The sequence below is a fragment of the Streptococcus mitis subsp. hohhotensis genome (assembly GCF_020089495.2).
Taxonomy (GTDB): domain Bacteria; phylum Bacillota; class Bacilli; order Lactobacillales; family Streptococcaceae; genus Streptococcus; species Streptococcus hohhotensis.
The window spans coordinates 41884-61942 of sequence record NZ_JAIRCA020000013.1; the positions used below are offsets into that span (position 1 = coordinate 41884).

Annotated in this window: 21 protein-coding genes; 17 read left to right on the forward strand and 4 right to left on the reverse strand. The window is 42.2% G+C overall.

Annotated elements, in window-relative coordinates:
• Window positions 1-34 precede the first annotated feature (34 nt).
• Both thrS and K4Z77_RS06555 read right to left on the reverse strand, forming a co-directional pair.
• Complete coding sequence (gene thrS, locus K4Z77_RS06550; RefSeq protein ID WP_224218824.1) at window positions 35-1978, reverse strand: threonine--tRNA ligase; 1944 nt, start codon at window positions 1976-1978, stop codon at window positions 35-37.
• A 53-nt stretch (window positions 1979-2031) separates the two neighbouring features.
• On the reverse strand, window positions 2032-2355 hold the full coding sequence (locus tag K4Z77_RS06555; RefSeq protein ID WP_033683301.1) for a MazG-like protein: 324 nt from the start codon (window positions 2353-2355) through the stop codon (window positions 2032-2034).
• Between the two features lie 503 nt (window positions 2356-2858).
• On the opposite strand from K4Z77_RS06555, the gene rpsO reads away from it, so the two are divergent.
• The 6 genes from rpsO to K4Z77_RS06585 all read left to right on the forward strand — a co-directional run bounded on the left by rpsO (window position 2859) and on the right by K4Z77_RS06585 (window position 8057).
• Complete coding sequence (gene rpsO / locus K4Z77_RS06560) at window positions 2859-3128, forward strand: 30S ribosomal protein S15 (RefSeq protein ID WP_001018251.1); 270 nt, start codon at window positions 2859-2861, stop codon at window positions 3126-3128.
• Between the two features lie 568 nt (window positions 3129-3696).
• Window positions 3697-4317, forward strand: coding sequence for a CadD family cadmium resistance transporter (locus K4Z77_RS06565; protein ID WP_000531713.1), 621 nt, complete (start codon window positions 3697-3699; stop codon window positions 4315-4317).
• 233 nt (window positions 4318-4550) lie between these two features.
• Entirely contained in the window at window positions 4551-5597 is a 1047-nt protein-coding gene (locus K4Z77_RS06570) for a FecCD family ABC transporter permease (protein WP_224218825.1), read from the forward strand.
• Between the two features lies 1 nt (window position 5598).
• Window positions 5599-6354, forward strand: a complete 756-nt coding sequence (locus K4Z77_RS06575) for an ABC transporter ATP-binding protein (protein ID WP_224218826.1) — start codon at window positions 5599-5601, stop codon at window positions 6352-6354.
• A 19-nt stretch (window positions 6355-6373) separates the two neighbouring features.
• Window positions 6374-7384 carry an ABC transporter substrate-binding protein gene (locus K4Z77_RS06580; RefSeq protein WP_224218827.1) on the forward strand — a complete coding sequence of 337 codons (1011 nt, stop codon included), beginning with the start codon at window positions 6374-6376 and terminating at the stop codon, window positions 7382-7384.
• Complete coding sequence (locus K4Z77_RS06585; protein ID WP_224218828.1) at window positions 7365-8057, forward strand: alpha/beta hydrolase-fold protein; 693 nt, start codon at window positions 7365-7367, stop codon at window positions 8055-8057. The genes K4Z77_RS06580 and K4Z77_RS06585 overlap by 20 nt, the downstream gene beginning before the upstream one ends.
• Window positions 8058-8100: 43 nt before the next feature.
• On the opposite strand, the gene K4Z77_RS06590 is transcribed toward K4Z77_RS06585, so the two are convergent.
• Complete coding sequence (locus K4Z77_RS06590) at window positions 8101-8850, reverse strand: lysophospholipid acyltransferase family protein (protein WP_224218829.1); 750 nt, start codon at window positions 8848-8850, stop codon at window positions 8101-8103.
• A 132-nt stretch (window positions 8851-8982) separates the two neighbouring features.
• Between K4Z77_RS06590 and K4Z77_RS06595 the strand changes: the two genes are divergently transcribed.
• From K4Z77_RS06595 to K4Z77_RS06620, 6 genes are all read left to right on the forward strand, one after another.
• Window positions 8983-11319: a cation-translocating P-type ATPase gene (locus tag K4Z77_RS06595; RefSeq protein WP_224218830.1), complete on the forward strand. Its 2337-nt coding sequence runs from the start codon at window positions 8983-8985 to the stop codon at window positions 11317-11319.
• 101 nt (window positions 11320-11420) lie between these two features.
• Window positions 11421-12098, forward strand: coding sequence for a tRNA (adenine(22)-N(1))-methyltransferase (locus K4Z77_RS06600; RefSeq protein WP_224218831.1), 678 nt, complete (start codon window positions 11421-11423; stop codon window positions 12096-12098).
• Window positions 12085-12882 (forward strand): Nif3-like dinuclear metal center hexameric protein, encoded by a 798-nt coding sequence (locus K4Z77_RS06605; RefSeq protein WP_224218832.1) that lies wholly within the window; start codon window positions 12085-12087, stop codon window positions 12880-12882. Before K4Z77_RS06600 ends, K4Z77_RS06605 begins: the two co-directional genes overlap by 14 nt.
• A gap of 16 nt (window positions 12883-12898) precedes the next feature.
• Window positions 12899-14002, forward strand: coding sequence for an NAD(P)/FAD-dependent oxidoreductase (locus tag K4Z77_RS06610; protein WP_033679877.1), 1104 nt, complete (start codon window positions 12899-12901; stop codon window positions 14000-14002).
• Window positions 14003-14103: 101 nt separating this feature from the next.
• Window positions 14104-15123: a UDP-glucose 4-epimerase GalE gene (galE, locus tag K4Z77_RS06615; RefSeq protein ID WP_033679878.1), complete on the forward strand. Its 1020-nt coding sequence runs from the start codon at window positions 14104-14106 to the stop codon at window positions 15121-15123.
• Window position 15124: 1 nt separating this feature from the next.
• Window positions 15125-16075 (forward strand): glycosyltransferase, encoded by a 951-nt coding sequence (locus K4Z77_RS06620; protein ID WP_033679879.1) that lies wholly within the window; start codon window positions 15125-15127, stop codon window positions 16073-16075.
• A gap of 66 nt (window positions 16076-16141) precedes the next feature.
• Here K4Z77_RS06620 and K4Z77_RS06625 read toward each other — a convergent pair whose 3' ends face one another.
• Entirely contained in the window at window positions 16142-16348 is a 207-nt protein-coding gene (locus tag K4Z77_RS06625; protein WP_162174287.1) for a 4Fe-4S domain-containing protein, read from the reverse strand.
• 45 nt (window positions 16349-16393) lie between these two features.
• On the opposite strand from K4Z77_RS06625, the gene K4Z77_RS06630 reads away from it, so the two are divergent.
• From K4Z77_RS06630 to K4Z77_RS06650, 5 genes are all read left to right on the forward strand, one after another.
• Window positions 16394-16879, forward strand: coding sequence for an SAG1386/EF1546 family surface-associated protein (locus K4Z77_RS06630; protein WP_224218833.1), 486 nt, complete (start codon window positions 16394-16396; stop codon window positions 16877-16879).
• Window positions 16880-16887: 8 nt separating this feature from the next.
• Window positions 16888-17559: a (d)CMP kinase gene (gene cmk, locus K4Z77_RS06635; protein WP_000849398.1), complete on the forward strand. Its 672-nt coding sequence runs from the start codon at window positions 16888-16890 to the stop codon at window positions 17557-17559.
• 130 nt (window positions 17560-17689) lie between these two features.
• A complete protein-coding gene (locus tag K4Z77_RS06640; RefSeq protein ID WP_224218834.1) occupies window positions 17690-18028 on the forward strand; it encodes a zinc ribbon domain-containing protein YjdM in 339 nt (112 codons plus the stop codon).
• A 2-nt stretch (window positions 18029-18030) separates the two neighbouring features.
• Complete coding sequence (locus K4Z77_RS06645) at window positions 18031-18660, forward strand: Pr6Pr family membrane protein (RefSeq protein ID WP_224218835.1); 630 nt, start codon at window positions 18031-18033, stop codon at window positions 18658-18660.
• A 126-nt stretch (window positions 18661-18786) separates the two neighbouring features.
• Window positions 18787-19938 (forward strand): MFS transporter, encoded by a 1152-nt coding sequence (locus tag K4Z77_RS06650; protein ID WP_224218836.1) that lies wholly within the window; start codon window positions 18787-18789, stop codon window positions 19936-19938.
• The last annotated feature ends 121 nt before the right edge of the window (window positions 19939-20059 follow it).

The window sequence follows — 20059 nt, forward strand, 5'->3', positions numbered from 1 at the left end:
TAGGTATCTAGGATTTTATCCTAGGTTTTATCTCTTATTTCTCAACGCGTGATTTGTTGGCGATATCAGCTAGGATAGCTTGAACAAAGTCATCAACTGAGACAGTTTGTGTTTCTTTTTGGCCATAGCGACGAACGTTAACAGTTCCGTCTTCCATTTCCTTGTCCCCAACGATCAATTGGTAAGGAATCTTGCTTGTTTGTGAAGCACGGATCTTGAACTGCATTTTTTCATTGCGTTCATCTACATCTGCACGGACACCACGATCACGGAGTTTCTTAGCCACTTCCCAAGCGTAGTCCACGTGTTTTTCGTTAGATACTGGGATGAGGGTTACTTGGTGTGGTGCAAGCCATGTTGGGAAGGCACCCTTGTAGTTTTCAATCAAGATAGCTGTGAAGCGTTCCATAGTTGAGATAACCCCACGGTGAATCATAACTGGACGGTGCTCTTCGCCATCAGCTCCGATGTATTTGAGGTCGAAGCGTTCTGGAAGCAAGAAGTCAAGCTGGATAGTAGAAAGTGTTTCTTCTTTACCAAGGGCAGTCTTAACCTGGATATCCAATTTTGGTCCGTAGAAGGCTGCTTCACCTTCGGCTTCAAAGTAGTCAACGCCCATTTCATCAAGAGCTGCACGAAGCATAGTTTGGGCATTTTCCCACATCTCATCGTTGTCAAAGTACTTGTGAGTATCTTGAGGGTCGCGAAGAGAGAGACGGAAGCGGTATTCATTCAAGTTGAAATCTTCATAAACATCGATAATCAACTGAAGGGCACGTTGGAATTCTTCTTGGATTTGTTCTGGAGTCACAAAGAGGTGACCGTCGTTAAGAGACATTTCACGTACACGTTGAAGACCAGTCAGGGCACCAGATTTTTCATAACGGTGCATCATACCGATTTCGGCAATACGGATTGGCAACTCACGGTATGAGTGAACATGGTGTTTGAAGACTTGGATGTGGTGCGGGCAGTTCATTGGACGAAGGACGAATTCTTCCCCGTCACCCATGTCCATAGTTGGGAACATGTCTTCTTGATAATGATCCCAGTGACCAGAAGTCTTGTAAAGCTCAACAGAAGCAAGTGGTGGAGTATAGACGTGTTGGTAGCCTGAAGCCAACTCCTTATCTACGATGTAGCGTTCCAATTCACGACGGATAGTCGCACCATTTGGCAACCAGAATGGAAGTCCTTGACCAACCTCTTGTGAAATCATAAAGAGGTCAAGCTCTTTACCAAGTTTACGGTGGTCACGTTCCTTAGCTTCTTCACGCATTTGGAGGTAGTTTTTCAAGTCTTTCTTGTCAAACCAAGCTGTACCATAGATACGTTGCATCATAGCGTTGTCGCTATTTCCACGCCAGTAAGCACCAGCTACGTTAAGAAGGTGGAAGATTTGGATACGGCCTGTTGATGGGACGTGAGGACCACGGCAAAGGTCCACGTATTCACCCTGACGGTAGATAGTCAAACCACCTTCGTCTTCTGAGTGTTCTTCAATCAATTCTAATTTGTAAGGGTCATTTTTGAAGATTTCACGTGCCTCATCTTTAGTCACTTCTTCACGGATTGATGGGAAGTTTTCTTTGACAATTTTTTGCATTTCTTCTTCGATACGAGGAAGGTCTTCGTTAGAGATTTGACCAGCAGTATTATCTGTATCGTAATAGAAGCCGTCTTCGATGGCTGGACCAACTCCTAAGTGAATGTCTGGGAAAAGACGACGAGCTGCTTGGGCAAACAAGTGGGCAGCAGAGTGACGCAAGATTGGAAGAGCATCTTCGTGGTCAGGTGTCACAATTTCGATGCTTCCATCTTCAGTGATAGCACGAGTAGTGTCGATGAGTTTGCCGTTGAATTTACCAGCCAAGGCTTTTTTAGCTAGGGAATTGCTGATAGATTGGGCAATTTCAAAAGTTGTTACGCCAGCTTCGAATTCACGAACAGCGCCATCTGGGAAAGTAATGTTAATCATGATGTTCTCCTTTTTATTATTTCACAGTTTCTAAGCATTGACTTTTTTGCAGACTACTTCCTAGTCTTAATGTTCAATTGCTTTTCTTTATCAGAGAGGAAGTTTTCCATTTCCGTCAGAATGTCTATATCCAGACGTTGAGAAAGTTCTACTAGCCACCAGATATTTTCTGAAAGTTTTTGTTCCAGTGTGTAAGGTGTTTCATCGTAGTAGCGTCCTTGCTTGGTCATCACTAATCGTTGGAAATTTCCAATATCATTAGATAAAGCCAAGAGGTCTTCTTCTACCGTCCACCTGGAATCATGATGCTTAACTTCCAGATCGTAATAAGCTTGTCGGATTGCCCCACAGCGCTCCACTAATTCTTGCAACTCCATAGTTAGCCTCCTCATAAAAAATTGCGACATCCTCGAAAGGACGTCGCAACGTGGTTCCACCTTCATTTATGTTCCTCAAAAAAGAGGGACACCTCTGATTGGCTCTAACGTGGCCACCGTTTTATGTTTTCATAAAAAAACTCAAGAGTAGTATCAATTTAGGCTTCCTATGCGTTTCCAGCAACCACGCACTCTCTAGTAGAAAGGGACTAAGTGACTTGTCTCTATGGATTATTATAGCATGATTGTGAAAATTTTCAAGATATTTGTAGATTTTTTTGAATTTCCTTGTTGGAAAGGCGTTGGTAATCAGCTATGGTAATATTAGCAGAAATTGACAATCTTAATTGTGTTAGTGAAGCAAAGAGAAAGAAAGTAAATCTGTTGACAAAGATGTTAGTTATTGGTAGAATAGGGATTGTCGTAAAGACAAATAACTTCTTCTTGGTTACAGGCATGCCAACCTGTCACTCGGATGAAGCCAAATAAAAAGGAGAAACATCATGGCAATCTCAAAAGAGAAAAAAAATGAAATCATCGCACAATATGCACGTCACGAAGGTGATACAGGTTCAGTAGAGGTTCAAGTTGCTGTCCTTACTTGGGAAATCAACCACCTTAACGAACACATCAAACAACACAAAAAAGACCACGCTACTTACCGTGGATTGATGAAAAAAATCGGTCGCCGTCGTAACTTGCTTGCATACTTGCGTAAAAACGACGTTAACCGTTACCGTGAGTTAATCAACTCTCTAGGACTTCGTCGCTAATCTGCTTTATTTTCCACTTACATTGCGTTGTCACCTTACCTCGATATACTCAAGTATAATCTTCGGTTACGGTTCCCAGCACTGTAAGGTAAAATAAACCAGATATTCTCCCTTCGGGGAGATTTTTTTGTTTCACTAAAATTTTGTACAACCTTCGCCTCGTCGCCTGGTCTATAAACGGTTTATCCAGCAAGACTGGAGCTCTCTGATTTTCAGAGAGCTTTTTCATTGAGGTTTTATCGATCACAATTTTGGAGACTACAAAAACCTCAAATGGTATCAGCTAATTACACCATAAGGGTGCGTAGCTACTCGGCTTGAAAAGCCGAGTAGCTGTCTGCAAGCCCCTTCGGAGAGCCCACACTTTACGAAGTAAAGTATAGTATGTTATACTTTACATGGAAGTAGTCACCGAATTCCAGTTAGAAATTACTTTGTAACTACGTTTTGAGGAGGAGTAAAATGCTTTCCTATGTTCGAAATTACCCACTAGCGATAGCTAAATTAATGTGTCTGTGCTCTCCTAAAATCTGCTGATTTATTACTGACTAATACAGGAGGGTTTTTTATGGGACAGACAATCATATCTGCTATTGGTGTTTATATTTCCACCAGTATCGATTATTTAATTATTTTATTTATTTTATTTGCACAGCTATCACAGAATAAACAAAAATGGCATATTTATGCAGGGCAATATCTAGGCACAGGCTTACTTGTAGGGGCGAGTTTAGTTGCTGCTTATGTCGTTAATTTCGTGCCTGAAGAATGGATGGTTGGATTGCTTGGTTTAATCCCTATCTATTTAGGGATTCGCTTTGCAATTGTTGGAGAAGGTGAGGAAGAAGAGGAAGAAGAGGAAGAAATTATTGAAAGATTAGAACAAAGCAAGGCAAATCAACTGTTTTGGACAGTTACATTGCTAACAATTGCGTCTGGCGGAGATAATTTAGGTATCTATATACCTTATTTTGCTTCATTAGATTGGTCACAGACCCTCGTGGCCTTGCTTGTGTTTGTAATCGGCATAATTATCTTATGCGAGATTAGTCGGGTGTTATCCTCTATTCCCTTAATATTCGAGACAATTGAAAAATACGAGCGAATCATTGTGCCCTTAGTATTCATTCTACTTGGACTATATATCATGTATGAAAATGGCACGATAGAGACTTTTCTGACCGTGTAGATTTTTTTGTTTCACTAGGATTTTAGCCCGAGCTCAAATCAGCTCTCTGACTTCAGAGAGCTTTTTATGTTGTCACCTTACCTCGATATACTCAAGTATAATCTTCGGTTATGATTATTAGCACTGTAAGACCAACTATATTTATTTTTCTCATCTTGTTCCATTGTTGAAAATATGGTATACTTTTCATGAGAATTTTCTAAATTTTTAAGATTCTATCAAAGGAGGTTTTCATGCTTTCCAAATTTTCTGGAAGCCGACAAGACCAGCAATTTCTGTTACTTTTAGTTATTTTGCTAGGTATTTTAGGGATTTCTCTCTTTCTAGCAGTTTCAATGGGATCTGTTGCAGTTGATCTAGGAGATACCTATCGGATTATTTTGAGCAGGTTAGGATTTCCTCTTGAGATAGGAGAGGTTTCCAAGTCCACTCTTGCCATTGTATGGAACATGAGATTTCCTCGAGTATTGTTAGGTCTGATAGTAGGAGCAGGCCTTTCTATGTGTGGTAGTGTGATGCAGTCTACAGTGAACAATCCCATCGCTGAGCCTTATGTCTTAGGAATCTCTGCTGGTGCAACTTTAGGGGCAACCTTGAGCATCATTCTTGGTTTAAAAGTGATGATTAGCCTTGGAGCTTTTCTTGGCGCTATTTTGGCAACAATTGCTGTCCTCATCATTGCCTCTATGCAGGGAAGGATGACGACTTCCAGTCTGATCTTATCAGGAACGGTGGTCAACGCTCTCTTTCTGGCTTTTTCCAACTTTATTATCTCAGTTGGAGCTAATGCGGATAGTGTGATGACCATTAAGTTTTGGACCATGGGATCGCTCGCTGGGACTTCCTGGGCAGACTTGGTTCTGCCAACTATAGTAGTAGGAATAGCCTTTCTATTTTTCTCTACCCAGTATCGTGTTTTCAATGCGATGATGATGGGAGATGAGGCTGCTTTAACTTTGGGGATTCCCTTACGCTTTTATTGGTATCTTTATGTGAGCATGGTGGCTGTGCTGACAGCAGTCTTAGTGGCAACCTGTGGGATTATTGGATTTGTCGGTCTGATTACTCCACATTTAGCTCGAGGGTTAGTAGGAACGAATTACAAGAGGCTTTTTCCTGTTGCAACCTTGCTAGGTGCCCTCTTTGTCATCTGGGCAGACGTACTCTCTCGTATCATCATTCCAAACGCAGAGCTTCCTATTGGTATTTTCACAGCCTTAGTAGGTGCTCCCTTCTTTATCTACATTGTTGGAGGTAGACGAAGGGAGGTGAGGGTCTGATATGGACTTGATTTGTCAGGACATCCATTTTGGACTAGGAGAGAAAAAAATCCTCAAAGGAGTTTCTCTTAAGGTTGAAGGGAATCAATTTCACACGATATTAGGACCAAATGGAAGCGGGAAAACCAGTCTACTTAAACTCCTCTATCGTCAGGAAAAGGCGGACAAAGGCTTGATAAGCCTAGATGGAAAGCCGCTAGAGCATTGGTCACTCAAAGAAACAGCCAAGCAAATGGCAGTTGTCACCCAGTTTAATCAATTGCAGTTTGATTGTACAGTTGAGGAAATCGTCTTGCTGGGAAGAACTCCCCACCTCTCTTTTTTAGAGAAGGAAAAGGAAAGGGATTATGCCCTCGTTCAAGATGCTCTCGTTAAGGTGGATATGCTCGAGAAGAAAATTCGTCTCTATTCGTCTCTGTCAGGGGGAGAGAAACAGCGAGTCTTACTAGCCCGAGCCTTGGCGCAAGAACCGACTCTCTTGCTCCTGGACGAACCAACCAATCACCTGGATATCAAGTATCAGCTAGACTTGTTGGCCATTGTGAAAAATCTCAAGGTCAATGTTCTAGCTGTCCTACATGATATTCAACTTGCTTGTCGCTATTCGGATTATCTCTATCTGATGAAAGAGGGAGAAATCCTTTACCAAGGGACTCCAAAGGAGACCATCACCCCTGAGTCATTGCAAACTGTATACGGAGTTCAAAGTCAGGTGACTTGGACCGAGGATCAGCAAGCTATGATTCACTATTTATAAGAATGAAAAGGAAAACAAGATGAAAAAAACACTAAGCATTTTACTGGTAACAGTAGCTACCCTAACCATGGCAGCTTGTGCTAACACTACCACTGAAAAATCTACGACACAATCTAGCACAGAAACAAGTCAAAAGGCGAGCACAGAGACGACTTATCCACTAACGGTCAAAACCTATGACGCGAAAGGGAATGAAGTCGAACAAGTCTTTGACAAGGCACCTGAAAAAGTTATCACCAACAATCTTTCAACCACGGAAATCTTATTGGAGTTGGGGTTGAAGGATAAAATTGCTGGTATGCTCAATCCAGACAATGCTGTGACGGACAAATACAAGGACGCGATTGCGAATATTCCTCAAATTGGGGATAAAAAAACAGTCTCACAAGAGACAGTCCTTTCTTATGAGCCAGACGCTGTGATGGGTCGAAACATGATGTTTTCTGAAAAATCCTTGGGGACAGTTAGCACTTGGAATGAAAACAAAATCCCAGTTTATACTCAAAAAGCTTCTCTCTCAACGATTCAGCAAGATTTGGGAAATATCGTAGAAGATGTCAAAAATCTTGGAATGATTTTTAATGTGCAGGACAAGGCCAATGAATACGCAGCCCAATTACAAACTAAAATTGACGCTGTTAAGAAAGCAAATCCAGCAAGCCAAGGTGAAAAGAAGAAGGCTTTGATTATGGTTGCTTATAATGATCAAACCTTTGGTGCCTACAAGTCTGCTTTGCAAGAAAGTTTGCTGAACCAACTTGGTTATACAAACGTTGCTACGGGGACATCAGGCTTGACCTTGGAAAATCTCGTGTCAATGGATCCTGAATTGATTATCTATGTAACCAGCGACCGCAATAAAAAATTGGATGAAAAAGCAGTAGAGTTGATGAAGGCAAATGCTGTTTTGGAAAGCGTTCCTGCTATTAAGAATCAAAAAATCATGACCATCTCTTACGATGAATTGATGGACTATGGTCCAGCAGTGATTGATTCCCTTGAGAAAATCAATGACTTTATCAATAAATAATGAGTTTGATTGGGAAGGAATTCAAGTCAAAATCAGCCTTCCCTCTAACTACGACCCCAATCAAACCTATCCGGCTATTTTATTGAATGATGGAAACTTGGACTTCCTATCGTCCCTTTCCGAATCTATGATTTTAGTGGGCTTGACCTCTAAAAATCGCTTAGACGACTACACTCCCTGGGCGACATCGGCTCTGAGAGATGGAGCTCCAGATTTTGGAGGTCAGGCCAACGTCTATCATGAACATTTATTTGGAGGTCTTTTAGACAAGTTGCAGTCGCTTTATCGCCTGGATGAAGCACGCCTTGCTTATGGAGGCTACTCACTAGGTGGTTTGGCGGCAGTCTACAGTCTTTTCAGCTTTGACAAGGTTTCCTGTGTCTTTTCCATCTGCGGTTCCTTTTGGTATCCTGATTTTGTGACTTACTGCAAGGAAGAAAATGTGAAAAATTTGGACTGTTTGCTGTATTTACAGAACGGTCAAACAGAAGGAGTCAATCATAGCAATCGCTTGGCTCAAGCACCAGTCTATGCTGAGCAGATCCATACCAGTCTTCAGAAATGCTATCCGAACGGTCAGTTTGTCTTTGACCCTTATGGGCATCATGAACAAGTAGCTGAACGATTCCTAGCTTTTTCCAGCTGGTTGGCCCAAAAATGGAAAATCGAATAAAAGATTTATCCCTTGGCTTTTGCCAAGGGATTGTTGTATTTATTTAACCAAGTTTTTCTCTCTTTTTATCTGGATTCCATACGAAGCTTGCGATAAAGCTAAAGATGATGGTTAAGATAGCAAGGATAATGGCAAGGATGAGGGCAGGGATGCGGATAAACCACCAGAGTGGGTTTGGTTTTTTATCATTGTGCCATTGTTTCGTTTCGTCGTCCAAACGTTGAAATTCTGCTTGGATGCGATTGGCGACTGTTTCAATACCTTCATCATTCATTTTCTTGATATCTGAGATATCGATTGGATTTCCAAAGTTCATATCAACACGCTCACGGCTAACCAAGCCTTTTAAAGTCATGGGACCTGTATAGGTAACAGGCATGATACGGACCTTGGCCATCTTGGCAATCAGAGCTACGCCACCCTTGACATCGTTTGAGTGACGGCTCCCGCTTGGAAACATGATGAGAGCGCGATCACTTTTTTTGAGAACATTGATAGGATATTTGATGGCAGAAGCGCTAGGATTTTCACGGTCGATAGGAAAAGCGCCACACATACGAATCCACCAACCAAAAATACGGTTGGTAAAGAGTTCTTTTTTTGCCATAAAGATAAATTGTTTTGGCTTGGTCGCAAAGGCCATGTAAACAGGATCCCACCAGGTGCGGTGAGGTGCAACCAGAATATAATTTTCATCTTGATTAGGAATTTTATCAGTATTATGATAGTGGGCATTGCCATTGATGGACCATAGGAGCAAGACAACCAATCCACGTAAATAAGTATAAAACATGCGATCTCCTTCGATTCTTTTCTTGTTATTATTATACCTTATCAAAGGAGGGCTGGCAAACTTTTCCCTTGACTAGGTGCATATTTGGGGTGAGATTAGAATTCTGTTAAAAAAAATGATATGATAGAACTTATGGATAAAAATAAGATTATGGGATTAACCCAAAGAGAAGTCAAGGAAAGACAGACTAAGGGCTTGGTCAATGATTTTACTGCTTCGGCCAGTACCAGCACTTGGCAAATCGTTAAACGAAATGTCTTTACCCTTTTTAACGCTTTGAACTTTGCCATTGCTTTGGCCCTTGCCTTTGTGCAGGCTTGGAGTAATCTGGTCTTCTTTGCTGTTATCTGCTTTAACGCTTTTTCTGGAATTGTGACCGAGCTACGGGCTAAACACATGGTGGACAAGCTCAATCTCATGACCAAGGAAAAGGTCAAGACTATTCGTGATGGCCAAGAAGTGGCTCTGAATCCTGAAGAATTAGTTCTAGGAGATGTCATTCGTCTGTCTGCTGGAGAGCAGATTCCTAGTGATGCCTTGGTTTTGGAAGGCTTTGCGGAAGTCAATGAAGCCATGTTGACGGGGGAAAGTGATTTGGTGCAAAAGGAAGTGGATGCCTTGCTTTTGTCAGGAAGTTTCCTAGCTAGTGGGTCAGTTTTAGCTCAAGTTCACCATGTAGGTGCAGACAACTATGCTGCCAAGCTCATGCTGGAAGCCAAGACTGTTAAACCTATTAACTCCCGTATCATGAAATCGCTGGACAGGTTAGCTGGTTTTACTGGGAAGATTATCATTCCCTTTGGTCTGGCTCTCTTGCTAGAAGCCTTGCTTTTAAAAAGCTTGCCTCTTAAGTCATCCGTTGTAAACTCGTCGACAGCCCTTTTGGGAATGTTGCCTAAGGGAATTGCCCTTTTGACCATTACTTCGCTCTTGACTGCGGTGATTAAGTTGGGCTTGAAAAAGGTCTTGGTGCAGGAGATGTACTCTGTTGAGACCTTGGCGCGCGTGGATATGCTCTGTCTGGACAAGACAGGCACCATCACCCAAGGAAAGATGCAGGTGGAGGCTGTTCTTCCTTTGACCGAAGAGTATGGAGAGTCAGCGCTTGCTAGCATCTTGGCCAGCTATATGGCCCATAGTGAGGATAAAAATCCAACAGCTCAAGCTATTCGCCAGCGTTTTGTGGGAGAGGTAGCATATCCGATGATTTCAAGCCTTCCATTTTCAAGTGATCGAAAATGGGGAGCAATGGAGTTAGAAGGTTTGGGAACAGTTTTCTTAGGTGCACCTGAGATGTTGTTGGATGCTGAAGTTCCTGAAGCTAGAGAAGCTCTTGAACGAGGTTCACGTGTCTTGGTCTTAGCTCTCAGTCAGGAGAAATTAGACCATCACAAACCACAAAAACCATCTGATATTCAGGCTCTAGCCTTGTTGGAAATCTTGGACCCCATTCGAGAGGGAGCAGCAGAGACGCTGGACTATCTCCGTTCTCAGGAAGTGGGGCTCAAGATTATCTCTGGTGACAATCCAGTTACGGTATCCAGCATTGCCCAGAAGGCTGGTTTTGCGGACTATGACAGTTATGTAGATTGCTCGAAAATTACGGATGAGGAATTGATTGCTATGGCGGAGAAGACAGCGATTTTCGGTCGTGTTTCCCCTCATCAAAAGAAACTCATCATCCAAACACTGAAAAAAGCGGGGCATACAACAGCCATGACAGGGGATGGAGTTAATGATATCCTGGCCCTTCGTGAGGCGGATTGTTCTATCGTGATGGCTGAGGGGGATCCTGCGACTCGTCAGATTGCCAATCTGGTTCTCTTGAACTCTGACTTTAATGATGTTCCTGAGATTCTCTTTGAAGGTCGTCGTGTGGTCAATAACATCGCCCATATCGCCCCTATTTTCTTGATAAAGACCATCTATTCTTTCTTGCTCGCAGTTATCTGTATCGCCAGTGCTCTTCTGGGACGGTCTGAGTGGATCTTGATTTTCCCCTTCATTCCGATCCAGATTACCATGATTGACCAGTTTGTGGAAGGTTTCCCACCATTCGTTCTGACTTTTGAGCGAAATATCAAACCTGTTGAGCCAAACTTCCTCAGAAGATCCATGCTTCGTGCCCTACCAAGTGCTCTCATGGTTGTGTTCAGCGTTCTTTTTGTGAAAATATTTGGAAGTAGCCAAGGTTGGTCTGAGTTAGAAATTTCAACCCTCCTCTATTATCTACTTGGGTCTATCGGTTTCTTATCTGTATTTAGAGCCTGCATGCCATTTACCCTCTGGCGTGTCCTCTTGATTGTTTGGTCAGTAGGAGGCTTCCTAGCCACAACTCTCTTCCCAAGAATTCAAAAACTGCTTGAAATATCAACCTTAACAAGACAAACACTACCTATTTATGGTGTCATGATGTTGGTCTTTACCTTGATTTTCATCCTGACTAGTCGCTATCAAGCCAGAAAATAAAGAAAGGCTGCAATCTGTGGATTGCGGTCTTTTTAGGTACAAGATTGCCAGCTGAAATGTGGTATAATAAGAGGTAACAGAGTTTTGGAAAGTGAGAGAAGATGATTTCAAAGAGATTAGAATTAGTGGCGTCCTTTGTGCCACAGGGGGCCATTTTACTAGATGTGGGAAGTGACCATGCTTATCTGCCAATTGAGTTGGTTGAGAAAGGCCAAATCGAAGGAGCTATTGCAGGGGAGGTGGTGGAAGGTCCTTACCAGTCTGCGGTTAAAAATGTTGAGATTCACGGCCTAAAGGAGAAAATCCAAGTCCGTTTAGCTAATGGTCTAGCAGCTTTTGAAGAGGCTGACCAAGTATCGGTTATTACCATTGCCGGTATGGGAGGCCGTTTGATTTCTAGGATTTTAGAAGAAGGCTTGGACAAGCTAGCGCATGTAGAGCGTTTGATCCTCCAGCCAAATAATCGTGAAGACGACTTGCGTATCTGGTTGCAAGACAATGGTTTTCAGATTGTAGCTGAAAGCATCCTAGAAGAAGCTGGCAAGTTCTACGAGATTTTGGTGGTGGAAGCGGGACAAATGAAGTTATCAGCCAGTGATGTCCGCTTTGGTCCCTTCTTGTCCAAAGAAATCAGCCCAGTCTTTGTCCAAAAATGGCAAAAAGAAGTTGTTAAGCTAGAGTTTGCCCTCGGACAAATCCCAGAAAAAAATCTGGAGGAACGTCAAGTTCTAGTAGATAAAATTCAAGCCATCAAGGAGGTTCTCCATGCTAGCAAGTGAAGTAATTAACGCATATGAAGCATTTTGCCCTCAGGAATTTTCAATGGAGGGAGACAGTCGTGGCCTGCAAATTGGAACTTTGGACAAGGATATCCAAAGTGTCATGGTGGCTCTGGATATTCGTGAAGAGACGGTGGCTGAAGCTATTGAAAAGGGTGTGAATTTGATTATCGTCAAGCACGCACCGATTTTCCGTCCCATTAAGGATTTGGTAGCTAGCCGTCCGCAAAATCAGATTTATATCGATCTGATAAAGCATGACATTGTAGTTTATGTTAGCCATACCAATATTGACATCGTTGAAAATGGTCTCAATGACTGGTTCTGTCAGATGCTAGGAATCGAGGAGACGACTTATCTACAGGAGACAGGTCCAGAACGTGGAATTGGTCGTATTGGAAATGTTCAGCCTCAGACATTTGGGGAATTGGCCCAGAATGTCAAGCAAGTCTTTGGTTTAGATAGCCTTCGAATGGTGCATTATCAAGAGAGTGATTTGCAGAAGTCTATTTCAAGAGTGGCCATCTGTGGTGGGAGCGGGCAGTCTTTCTATAAGGATGCTTTAGCTAAAGGAGCGGATGTCTATATCACTGGTGATATTTACTACCACACTGCCCAGGATATGTTGTCTGATGGCTTGCTAGCATTGGACCCAGGTCACTATATTGAAGTGCTTTTTGTGGAAAAAATAGCAGCACTCCTTACTCAATGGAAAGAGGAAAAAGGCTGGACAATCGATATTGTACCTAGTCAAGCATCGACTAATCCTTTCCACCATATCTAGTTAGAAAGTGAAAACAATGAAAAAAGTTGCCATTATCGGAGCAGGAATTGTGGGAGCAACAGCAGCCTACTACCTCTCTAAAGAAAGTGACCTAGAGGTAACCGTCTTTGACCATGGACAAGGTCAGGCTACCAAGGCCGCAGCAGGAATTATCAGCCCTTGGTTTTCCAAACGCCGCAATAAGGCCTGGTACAAGATGGCACGTTTGGGGGCTGACTTTTATGTGGATTTATTAGCTGATTTAGAGAAGTCAGGACAAGAAATCGACTTTTACCAGCGTTCGGGAGTTTTTCTCCTGAAAAAGGATGAATCCAAGCTAGAAGAACTCTATCAACTAGCCCTCCAGCGTAGAGAAGAGTCTCCCTTGATAGGGCAATTAGCCATTCTGGACCCAGCATCAGCTAATGAATTATTCCCTGGTTTGAAAGGATTTGACCACCTGCTCTACGCTTCTGGTGGAGCGAGAGTAGATGGCCAACTCTTAGTGACTCGTTTGCTAGAAGCCAGTCAAGTCAAGCTGGTCAAAGAAAAAGTGACTCTGACACCTTTAGCATCAGGTTACCAGATTGGCGAAGAGGTGTTTGATCAGGTTATTTTGGCGACTGGAGCTTGGTTAGGTGACTTGTTAGAACCCTTGGGTTATGCTGTGGATGTCCGTCCTCAAAAAGGACAACTCCGAGATTATCAGCTTGGCCAAGACATGGAAGCTTACCCTGTTGTTATGCCAGAAGGGGAGTGGGATTTGATTCCTTTTGCAGGTGGGAAATTGTCCTTAGGTGCTACTCATGAAAATGACATGGGGTTTGATTTGACCGTAGATGAAACCTTGCTCCAACAAATGGAGGAGGCAGCCTTACCCCATTATCCAGTTTTATCTAAAGCGACTTCAAGAACTGAGCGTGTGGGAATCCGTGCTTATACCAGTGATTTCTCTCCTTTTTTTGGGCAGGTGCCAGAATTGGCAGGTGTCTATGCTGCTAGTGGACTAGGTTCATCAGGTCTCACAACTGGTCCTATCATTGGCTATCATCTAGCTCAACTGATCCAAGACAAGGAGTTGACCTTGGACCCTCTAAACTACCCAATTGAAAACTATGTCAAACGAGTAAAAAGCGAATAAGAATTTTACTGAAATTTTATCTACCCTCTAGGATGGCAAATGACATTCCCTATCAAAAATGGTAAAATAAGAAAAAATAATCCAAGAATTGAGGAAAGAATATGCAAGAAAAGATTTTGGTAACGGGTGGAGCAGGTTTTATCGGAACCCACACAGTTATTGAGTTAATCCAAGCAGGTCATCAGGTTGTTGTGGTGGATAACCTTGTCAACAGCAATCGAAAAAGTTTAGAAGTTGTTGAGAAAATCACAGGAGTTGAAGTGCCTTTCTATGAGGCTGATATCCGTGATACAGATACCCTCAGAGATATTTTCAAGCAAGAAGAACCAACAGGTGTCATTCACTTTGCTGGTTTGAAGGCTGTCGGTGAATCTACTCGTATTCCTCTTGCTTATTATGACAATAATATCGCTGGAACTGTCAGTCTTCTAAAAGCCATGGAAGAAAACAACTGTAAAAACATCATTTTCAGTTCTTCTGCGACAGTTTACGGAGATCCTCATACAGTGCCAATCTTGGAAGATTTCCCACTGTCAGTGACCAATCCATATGGCCGTACTAAACTCATGCTAGAGGAAATTTTGACGGATATTTACAAGGCAGACTCAGAATGGAATGTGGTCTTGCTTCGTTACTTCAACCCAATCGGAGCACATGAGAGTGGTGATTTGGGAGAAAATCCAAACGGTATTCCAAACAACCTCTTGCCATATGTGACTCAAGTAGCCGTTGGAAAACTAGAGCAAGTGCAAGTGTTTGGAGATGATTACGATACTGAAGACGGAACTGGTGTTCGTGACTATATCCACGTTGTCGATTTGGCTAAAGGTCACGTTGCAGCTCTGAAAAAAATCCACAAAGGCTCAGGTCTAAACATTTATAACCTTGGAACAGGTAAAGGCTACTCAGTTCTTGAAATTATCCAAAACATGGAAAAAGCGGTTGGACGTCCAATTCCTTACCGCATTGTAGACCGTCGCCCAGGTGATATTGCAGCCTGCTATTCAGATCCTGCAAAAGCCAAAGCAGAACTCGGCTGGGAAGCAGAACTCGGCATCACCCAAATGTGTGAAGACGCGTGGCGTTGGCAAAGCAAGCATCCAAACGGATTTGAAGACTAAGATGGTGATGTCAATCATTGTCCCCTGTTTAAACGAAGAGGAAGTACTTCCTCTTTTTTATCAGGCTTTGGAAGCTTTACTTCCAGACTTGGGATCGGAAATCGAGTATGTCTTTGTCGATGATGGATCAAGTGATGGGACTTTGGAACTCTTAAAGACCTATCGGGAGCAAAATCCGGCAGTTCATTATATTTCTTTCTCGCGAAATTTTGGCAAAGAAGCAGCCCTCTATGCAGGCTTACAATATGCGACAGGAGACCTGGTGGTGGTGATGGATGCAGACCTCCAAGATCCTCCTAGTATGCTGCTTGAGATGAAAGCTTTACTAGACCAAAATGCAGACTTGGACTGTGTTGGAACACGGAGAACCAGCCGAGAAGGGGAACCCTTCTTTCGCAGTTTCTGTGCTAATATATTTTACCGCCTTATGCAAAAAATTAGCCCAGTAGCCTTGCCCTCAGGTGTTCGTGATTTTCGCATGATGAGAAGGCCTGTAGTCGATGCTATTTTAAGCTTGACTGAGTCCAATCGTTTTTCTAAGGGGCTTTTTGCCTGGATCGGCTTTAAAACCCACTATCTGGACTATCCAAATGTCGAAAGGCAGGCTGGCAAGACCAGTTGGAGTTTTAGGCAACTCTTTTTCTACTCTATTGAAGGGATTGTTAACTTTTCAGATTTTCCCTTGATTATAGCCTTTGTAGCTGGTCTCCTATCTTGTTTTATTTCTCTGCTTATGACCTTTTTTGTCGTGGTTCGAACCCTCATTTTGGGCAATCCGACATCAGGTTGGACCTCTCTGATGGCTGTTATTCTCTTTCTTGGAGGCATTCAACTCTTGACCATTGGGATTCTCGGCAAGTATATCAGTAAGATTTATCTAGAGACTAAAAAAAGACCACTTTATCTTATTAGAGAAAAAAGTGATCTTCCTATTTTGACCGAAAAAAAATAGAGAGAAAAGACTATAATTTTACATGGAAATATGCTAAACTAGAAGGAGTGGATTACCGCCATTGATTTAGGATTCCTGGTTTCCAATCAGGGCGCGAGTTGGGCAATTTTTAACAGCCTCTACGACGTCCTGGCTAGGAGAAATTTCTTTTTCCAGTTGATCAGGATCATCGTAAAAACGCACGATTCCATTATCGTGGTAATCAAATAAATCAGAATAAGTTTGGCAAAGCCCACAGGCGATACATCGTTCAGGTATAAGTGTGATTTTCATATTTATATTGTAATAAGAAAAGTAAAAAAAAACAAGGAGTAAGGTATGGCAAAAGAACCGTGGCAAGAAGATATTTATGAAAATCAAGAAGAAACGAGAGCAGGCCGTCGTTCGCGATCACAGGGTGGTGGAGTTATAGCGAATCGTATCTTGACTATTTTAGCTAGTATTTTCTTTGTGATTGTAGTCGTAATGATTATTGTTCTGATCTATCTTTCATCAGGTGGGAGTAATCGCACGGCAGCCTTGAAAGATTTTCACGATTCTGATGCAAATGTAGTACAGATTTCATCTTCTAGTAGTTCAGAGCAGGCATCTTCTGGTTCGGAGGAAAAGGTAGAAGAGTCATCTAGTAGTTCAGAACATCCAACTGATCCAGAAGGGACGACAAAAGTCTTAGCTGGAGAAGGAGAAGCAGCCATTGCAGCTCGCGCTGGGATTTCGATTGCGCAGTTAGAGGCTTTGAATCCTGGGCACATGGCTACAGGATCTTGGTTTGCTAATCCAGGTGATGTTGTTAAAATCAAATAGGAGTTGATATGAAAACAATTCAAATTGCTATTGACGGCCCTGCTTCAAGTGGTAAGAGTACGGTCGCAAAGATTATTGCTAAAGACTTTGGATACACCTACCTAGATACAGGTGCTATGTATCGTGCGGCGACCTATATGGCTCTCAAGAACCAGTTAGGAGTGGAAGAGATTGAGGAGCTTTTAGCCTTGTTGGACCAGCATCCAATCAGTTTTGGACGTTCAGAAACTGGAGAACAGCTTGTCTTTGTAGGGGATGTGGATATTACCCATCCTATCCGTGAAAATGAAGTGACCAATCATGTTTCAGCCATTGCAGCAATTCCTCAAGTACGTGAGAAACTAGTTTCCCTCCAACAAGAAATTGCCCAACAAGGCGGTATTGTCATGGATGGTCGCGATATTGGAACGGTTGTATTGCCACAAGCAGAATTAAAAATTTTCCTAGTAGCTTCAGTCGATGAAAGAGCAGAGCGTCGTTACAAGGAAAATATTGCCAAGGGAATTGAAACAGACCTTGAAACTCTAAAAGAGGAAATTGCTGCGCGTGACTACAAGGATAGTCATCGTGAGACTTCACCTCTCAAACAAGCAGAGGATGCAGTTTACCTTGATACAACTGGTTTGAACATTCAAGAAGTAGTTGAAAAAATCAAAGCAGAAGCTGAAAAAAGAATGTAGATGTAGAAAAGCCGATAGATTGATATCGGTTTTTTTCTATATTTGTCAAAATGCTGATTTTAAGGTATAATAGTTGCTGTTCGAGAAATTTTGATTTTCAAAGAATACTGAATGATGATAAGGAGAAACCATGAACAACCTACCAAATTGCCCAAAATGTAACTCAGAGTATGTCTACGAAGACGGTGCCCTACTGGTTTGCCCAGAGTGTGCTTATGAGTGGAATCCTGCTGAAGTTGCAGATATAGAAGAGGGCCTTGTTGCTATCGATGCCAACGGGAATAAATTGGCTGACGGTGATACTGTAACCCTCATCAAGGATTTGAAAGTAAAAGGTGCGCCAAAAGATTTGAAACAAGGGACGCGCGTGAAGAATATCCGCATCGTAGAAGGCGACCACAATATCGACTGTAAAATTGATGGCTTTGGTGCCATGAAGCTCAAATCAGAGTTTGTGAAAAAAATTTAAGCATGTCGAAACACTATAAACTTGTATTTTATAGCCGTATCTTCTTGTTTCTAGCGGCTTTTACGGGAGTTTATCTTGAAATCGCCAAGCATGGTGGATTTGGGATGTTGCTCTATTATACGGTTCTGTCAAATCTGTTAGTAGCGATTTTTACGCTCTATCTTCTAAAGGTTATGAGCCGTTTAGGTGAAAACTGGCAAAGGCCAAGTCTCTTGCGCTTAAAAGGTGGGGTCACCATGAGTATCATGATTACCTGTGTGATTTACCATTTCCTCTTAGCGCCCATTGCGACTAATTTCTATACTCTAGAAAATTTCCTTTGCCACTATATCGTTCCCCTTTGGTTTTTAGCAGATACCCTCTTTTTTGACAAACAGGGTCAATATAAGATTTGGGATCCAGTTGTGTGGACGATTTTACCCTTGCTGTATATGATTTTTGCTCTTTTTAATGGCTTGGTATTGAGACTTGATGTTCCTAATTCTAAGGTCAGTCCCTTCCCTTACTTCTTTTTGAATGTAAACAAGGGTTGGGATGTCGTGTTCAAGTGGTGTCTGATTATCTTTGTTGCCTATATGGTGGCAGGATTTATCTTCTACTTTATTAAGCAAATCAAGAGAAAGTCATCCTAAGACACAAGGGCTTCATTTTCGAGTTTAAGAAGGAGTCTATACACCAAAGAGGCTTCTTCTTTTCTTGCTTGTTTGATAACTATCAAAAGAGACAGAAGATTAAGAGAAAATATAGAAAGAGACTTCATGAAACAATTTTTAGAACGGGCCAGTATTTTGGCTCTCTCCCTCGTTTTGATTACATCCTTTTCCATCTCGAGTGCCTTGCCAGCTATGTTTGACTATTATCAAGGTTATCCTAAGGAACAAATTGAGCTCTTAGCGAGCTTGCCTTCCTTTGGAATTATGATGATGTTACTACTAAATGGTTTCTTAGAAAAAATATTTCCTGAGCGCTTACAGATTAGTTTGGGATTGTTGATTTTATCACTGAGTGGAACAGCACCCTTTTGGTATCAAGCCTATCCCTTTGTCTTTGGAACACGGATTCTTTTTGGCTTGGGAGTTGGGATGATCAATGCCAAGGCCATTTCTATTATCAGTGAACGCTATCAAGGAAAAACGCGAATTCAGATGCTAGGGCTACGCGGTTCTGCAGAGGTCGTTGGGGCTTCTCTCATTACCTTGGCAGTCGGCCAGTTGTTGGCCTTTGGTTGGACAGCTACTTTCTTAGCTTATAGTGCTGGATTTTTGGTGCTGACCCTTTATTTGCTCTTTGTCCCTTATGGAAAAGAAAAGAAAGAAGTCAAGAAAAAAACGAAGGAAGCAAGTCGCTTAACTCGGGAAATGAAGGGCTTGATTTTTATCCTAGCTATCGAAGCGGCAGTTGTAGTTTGTACCAATACAGCTATTACCATTCGTATTCCAAGTTTGATGGTGGAAAGAGGACTTGGAGATGCCCAGTTATCTAGTTTTGTTCTTAGTGTCATGCAGTTGATCGGGATTGTGGCTGGTGTGAGTTTTTCATTTTTGATTTCTATCTTTAAGGAAAAATTGCTCCTCTGGTCTGGTATTACCTTCGGCTTAGGGCAAATTGTGATTGCCCTGTCTCCATCCTTATGGGTGGTAGTAGCAGGAAGCATTCTGGCTGGTTTTGCCTATAGTGTGGCCTTGACGACGGTCTTTCAACTTGTCTCTGAAAGAATTCCAGCTAAACTCCTCAATCAAGCAACCTCATTTGCAGTTTTAGGCTGTAGTTTCGGAGCCTTTACGACCCCATTTGTTCTAGGTGCGATTGGGTTACTAACGCACAATGGCATGTTGGTCTTTGCTATCTTAGGATCTTGGTTAATTGTAACCTCTATCTTTGTTATGTACCTACTTCAAAAGAGAGCTTAGGATTGGTTGAGTCCACTGAAAAAACAGGTCTCTTACTTTTAATGAAATGAAAACCGAGGAATCTCTCGTTAATTTGAGCGAATTCCTCGGTTATTTTGTATTTATTAAGGTCATAATTCGT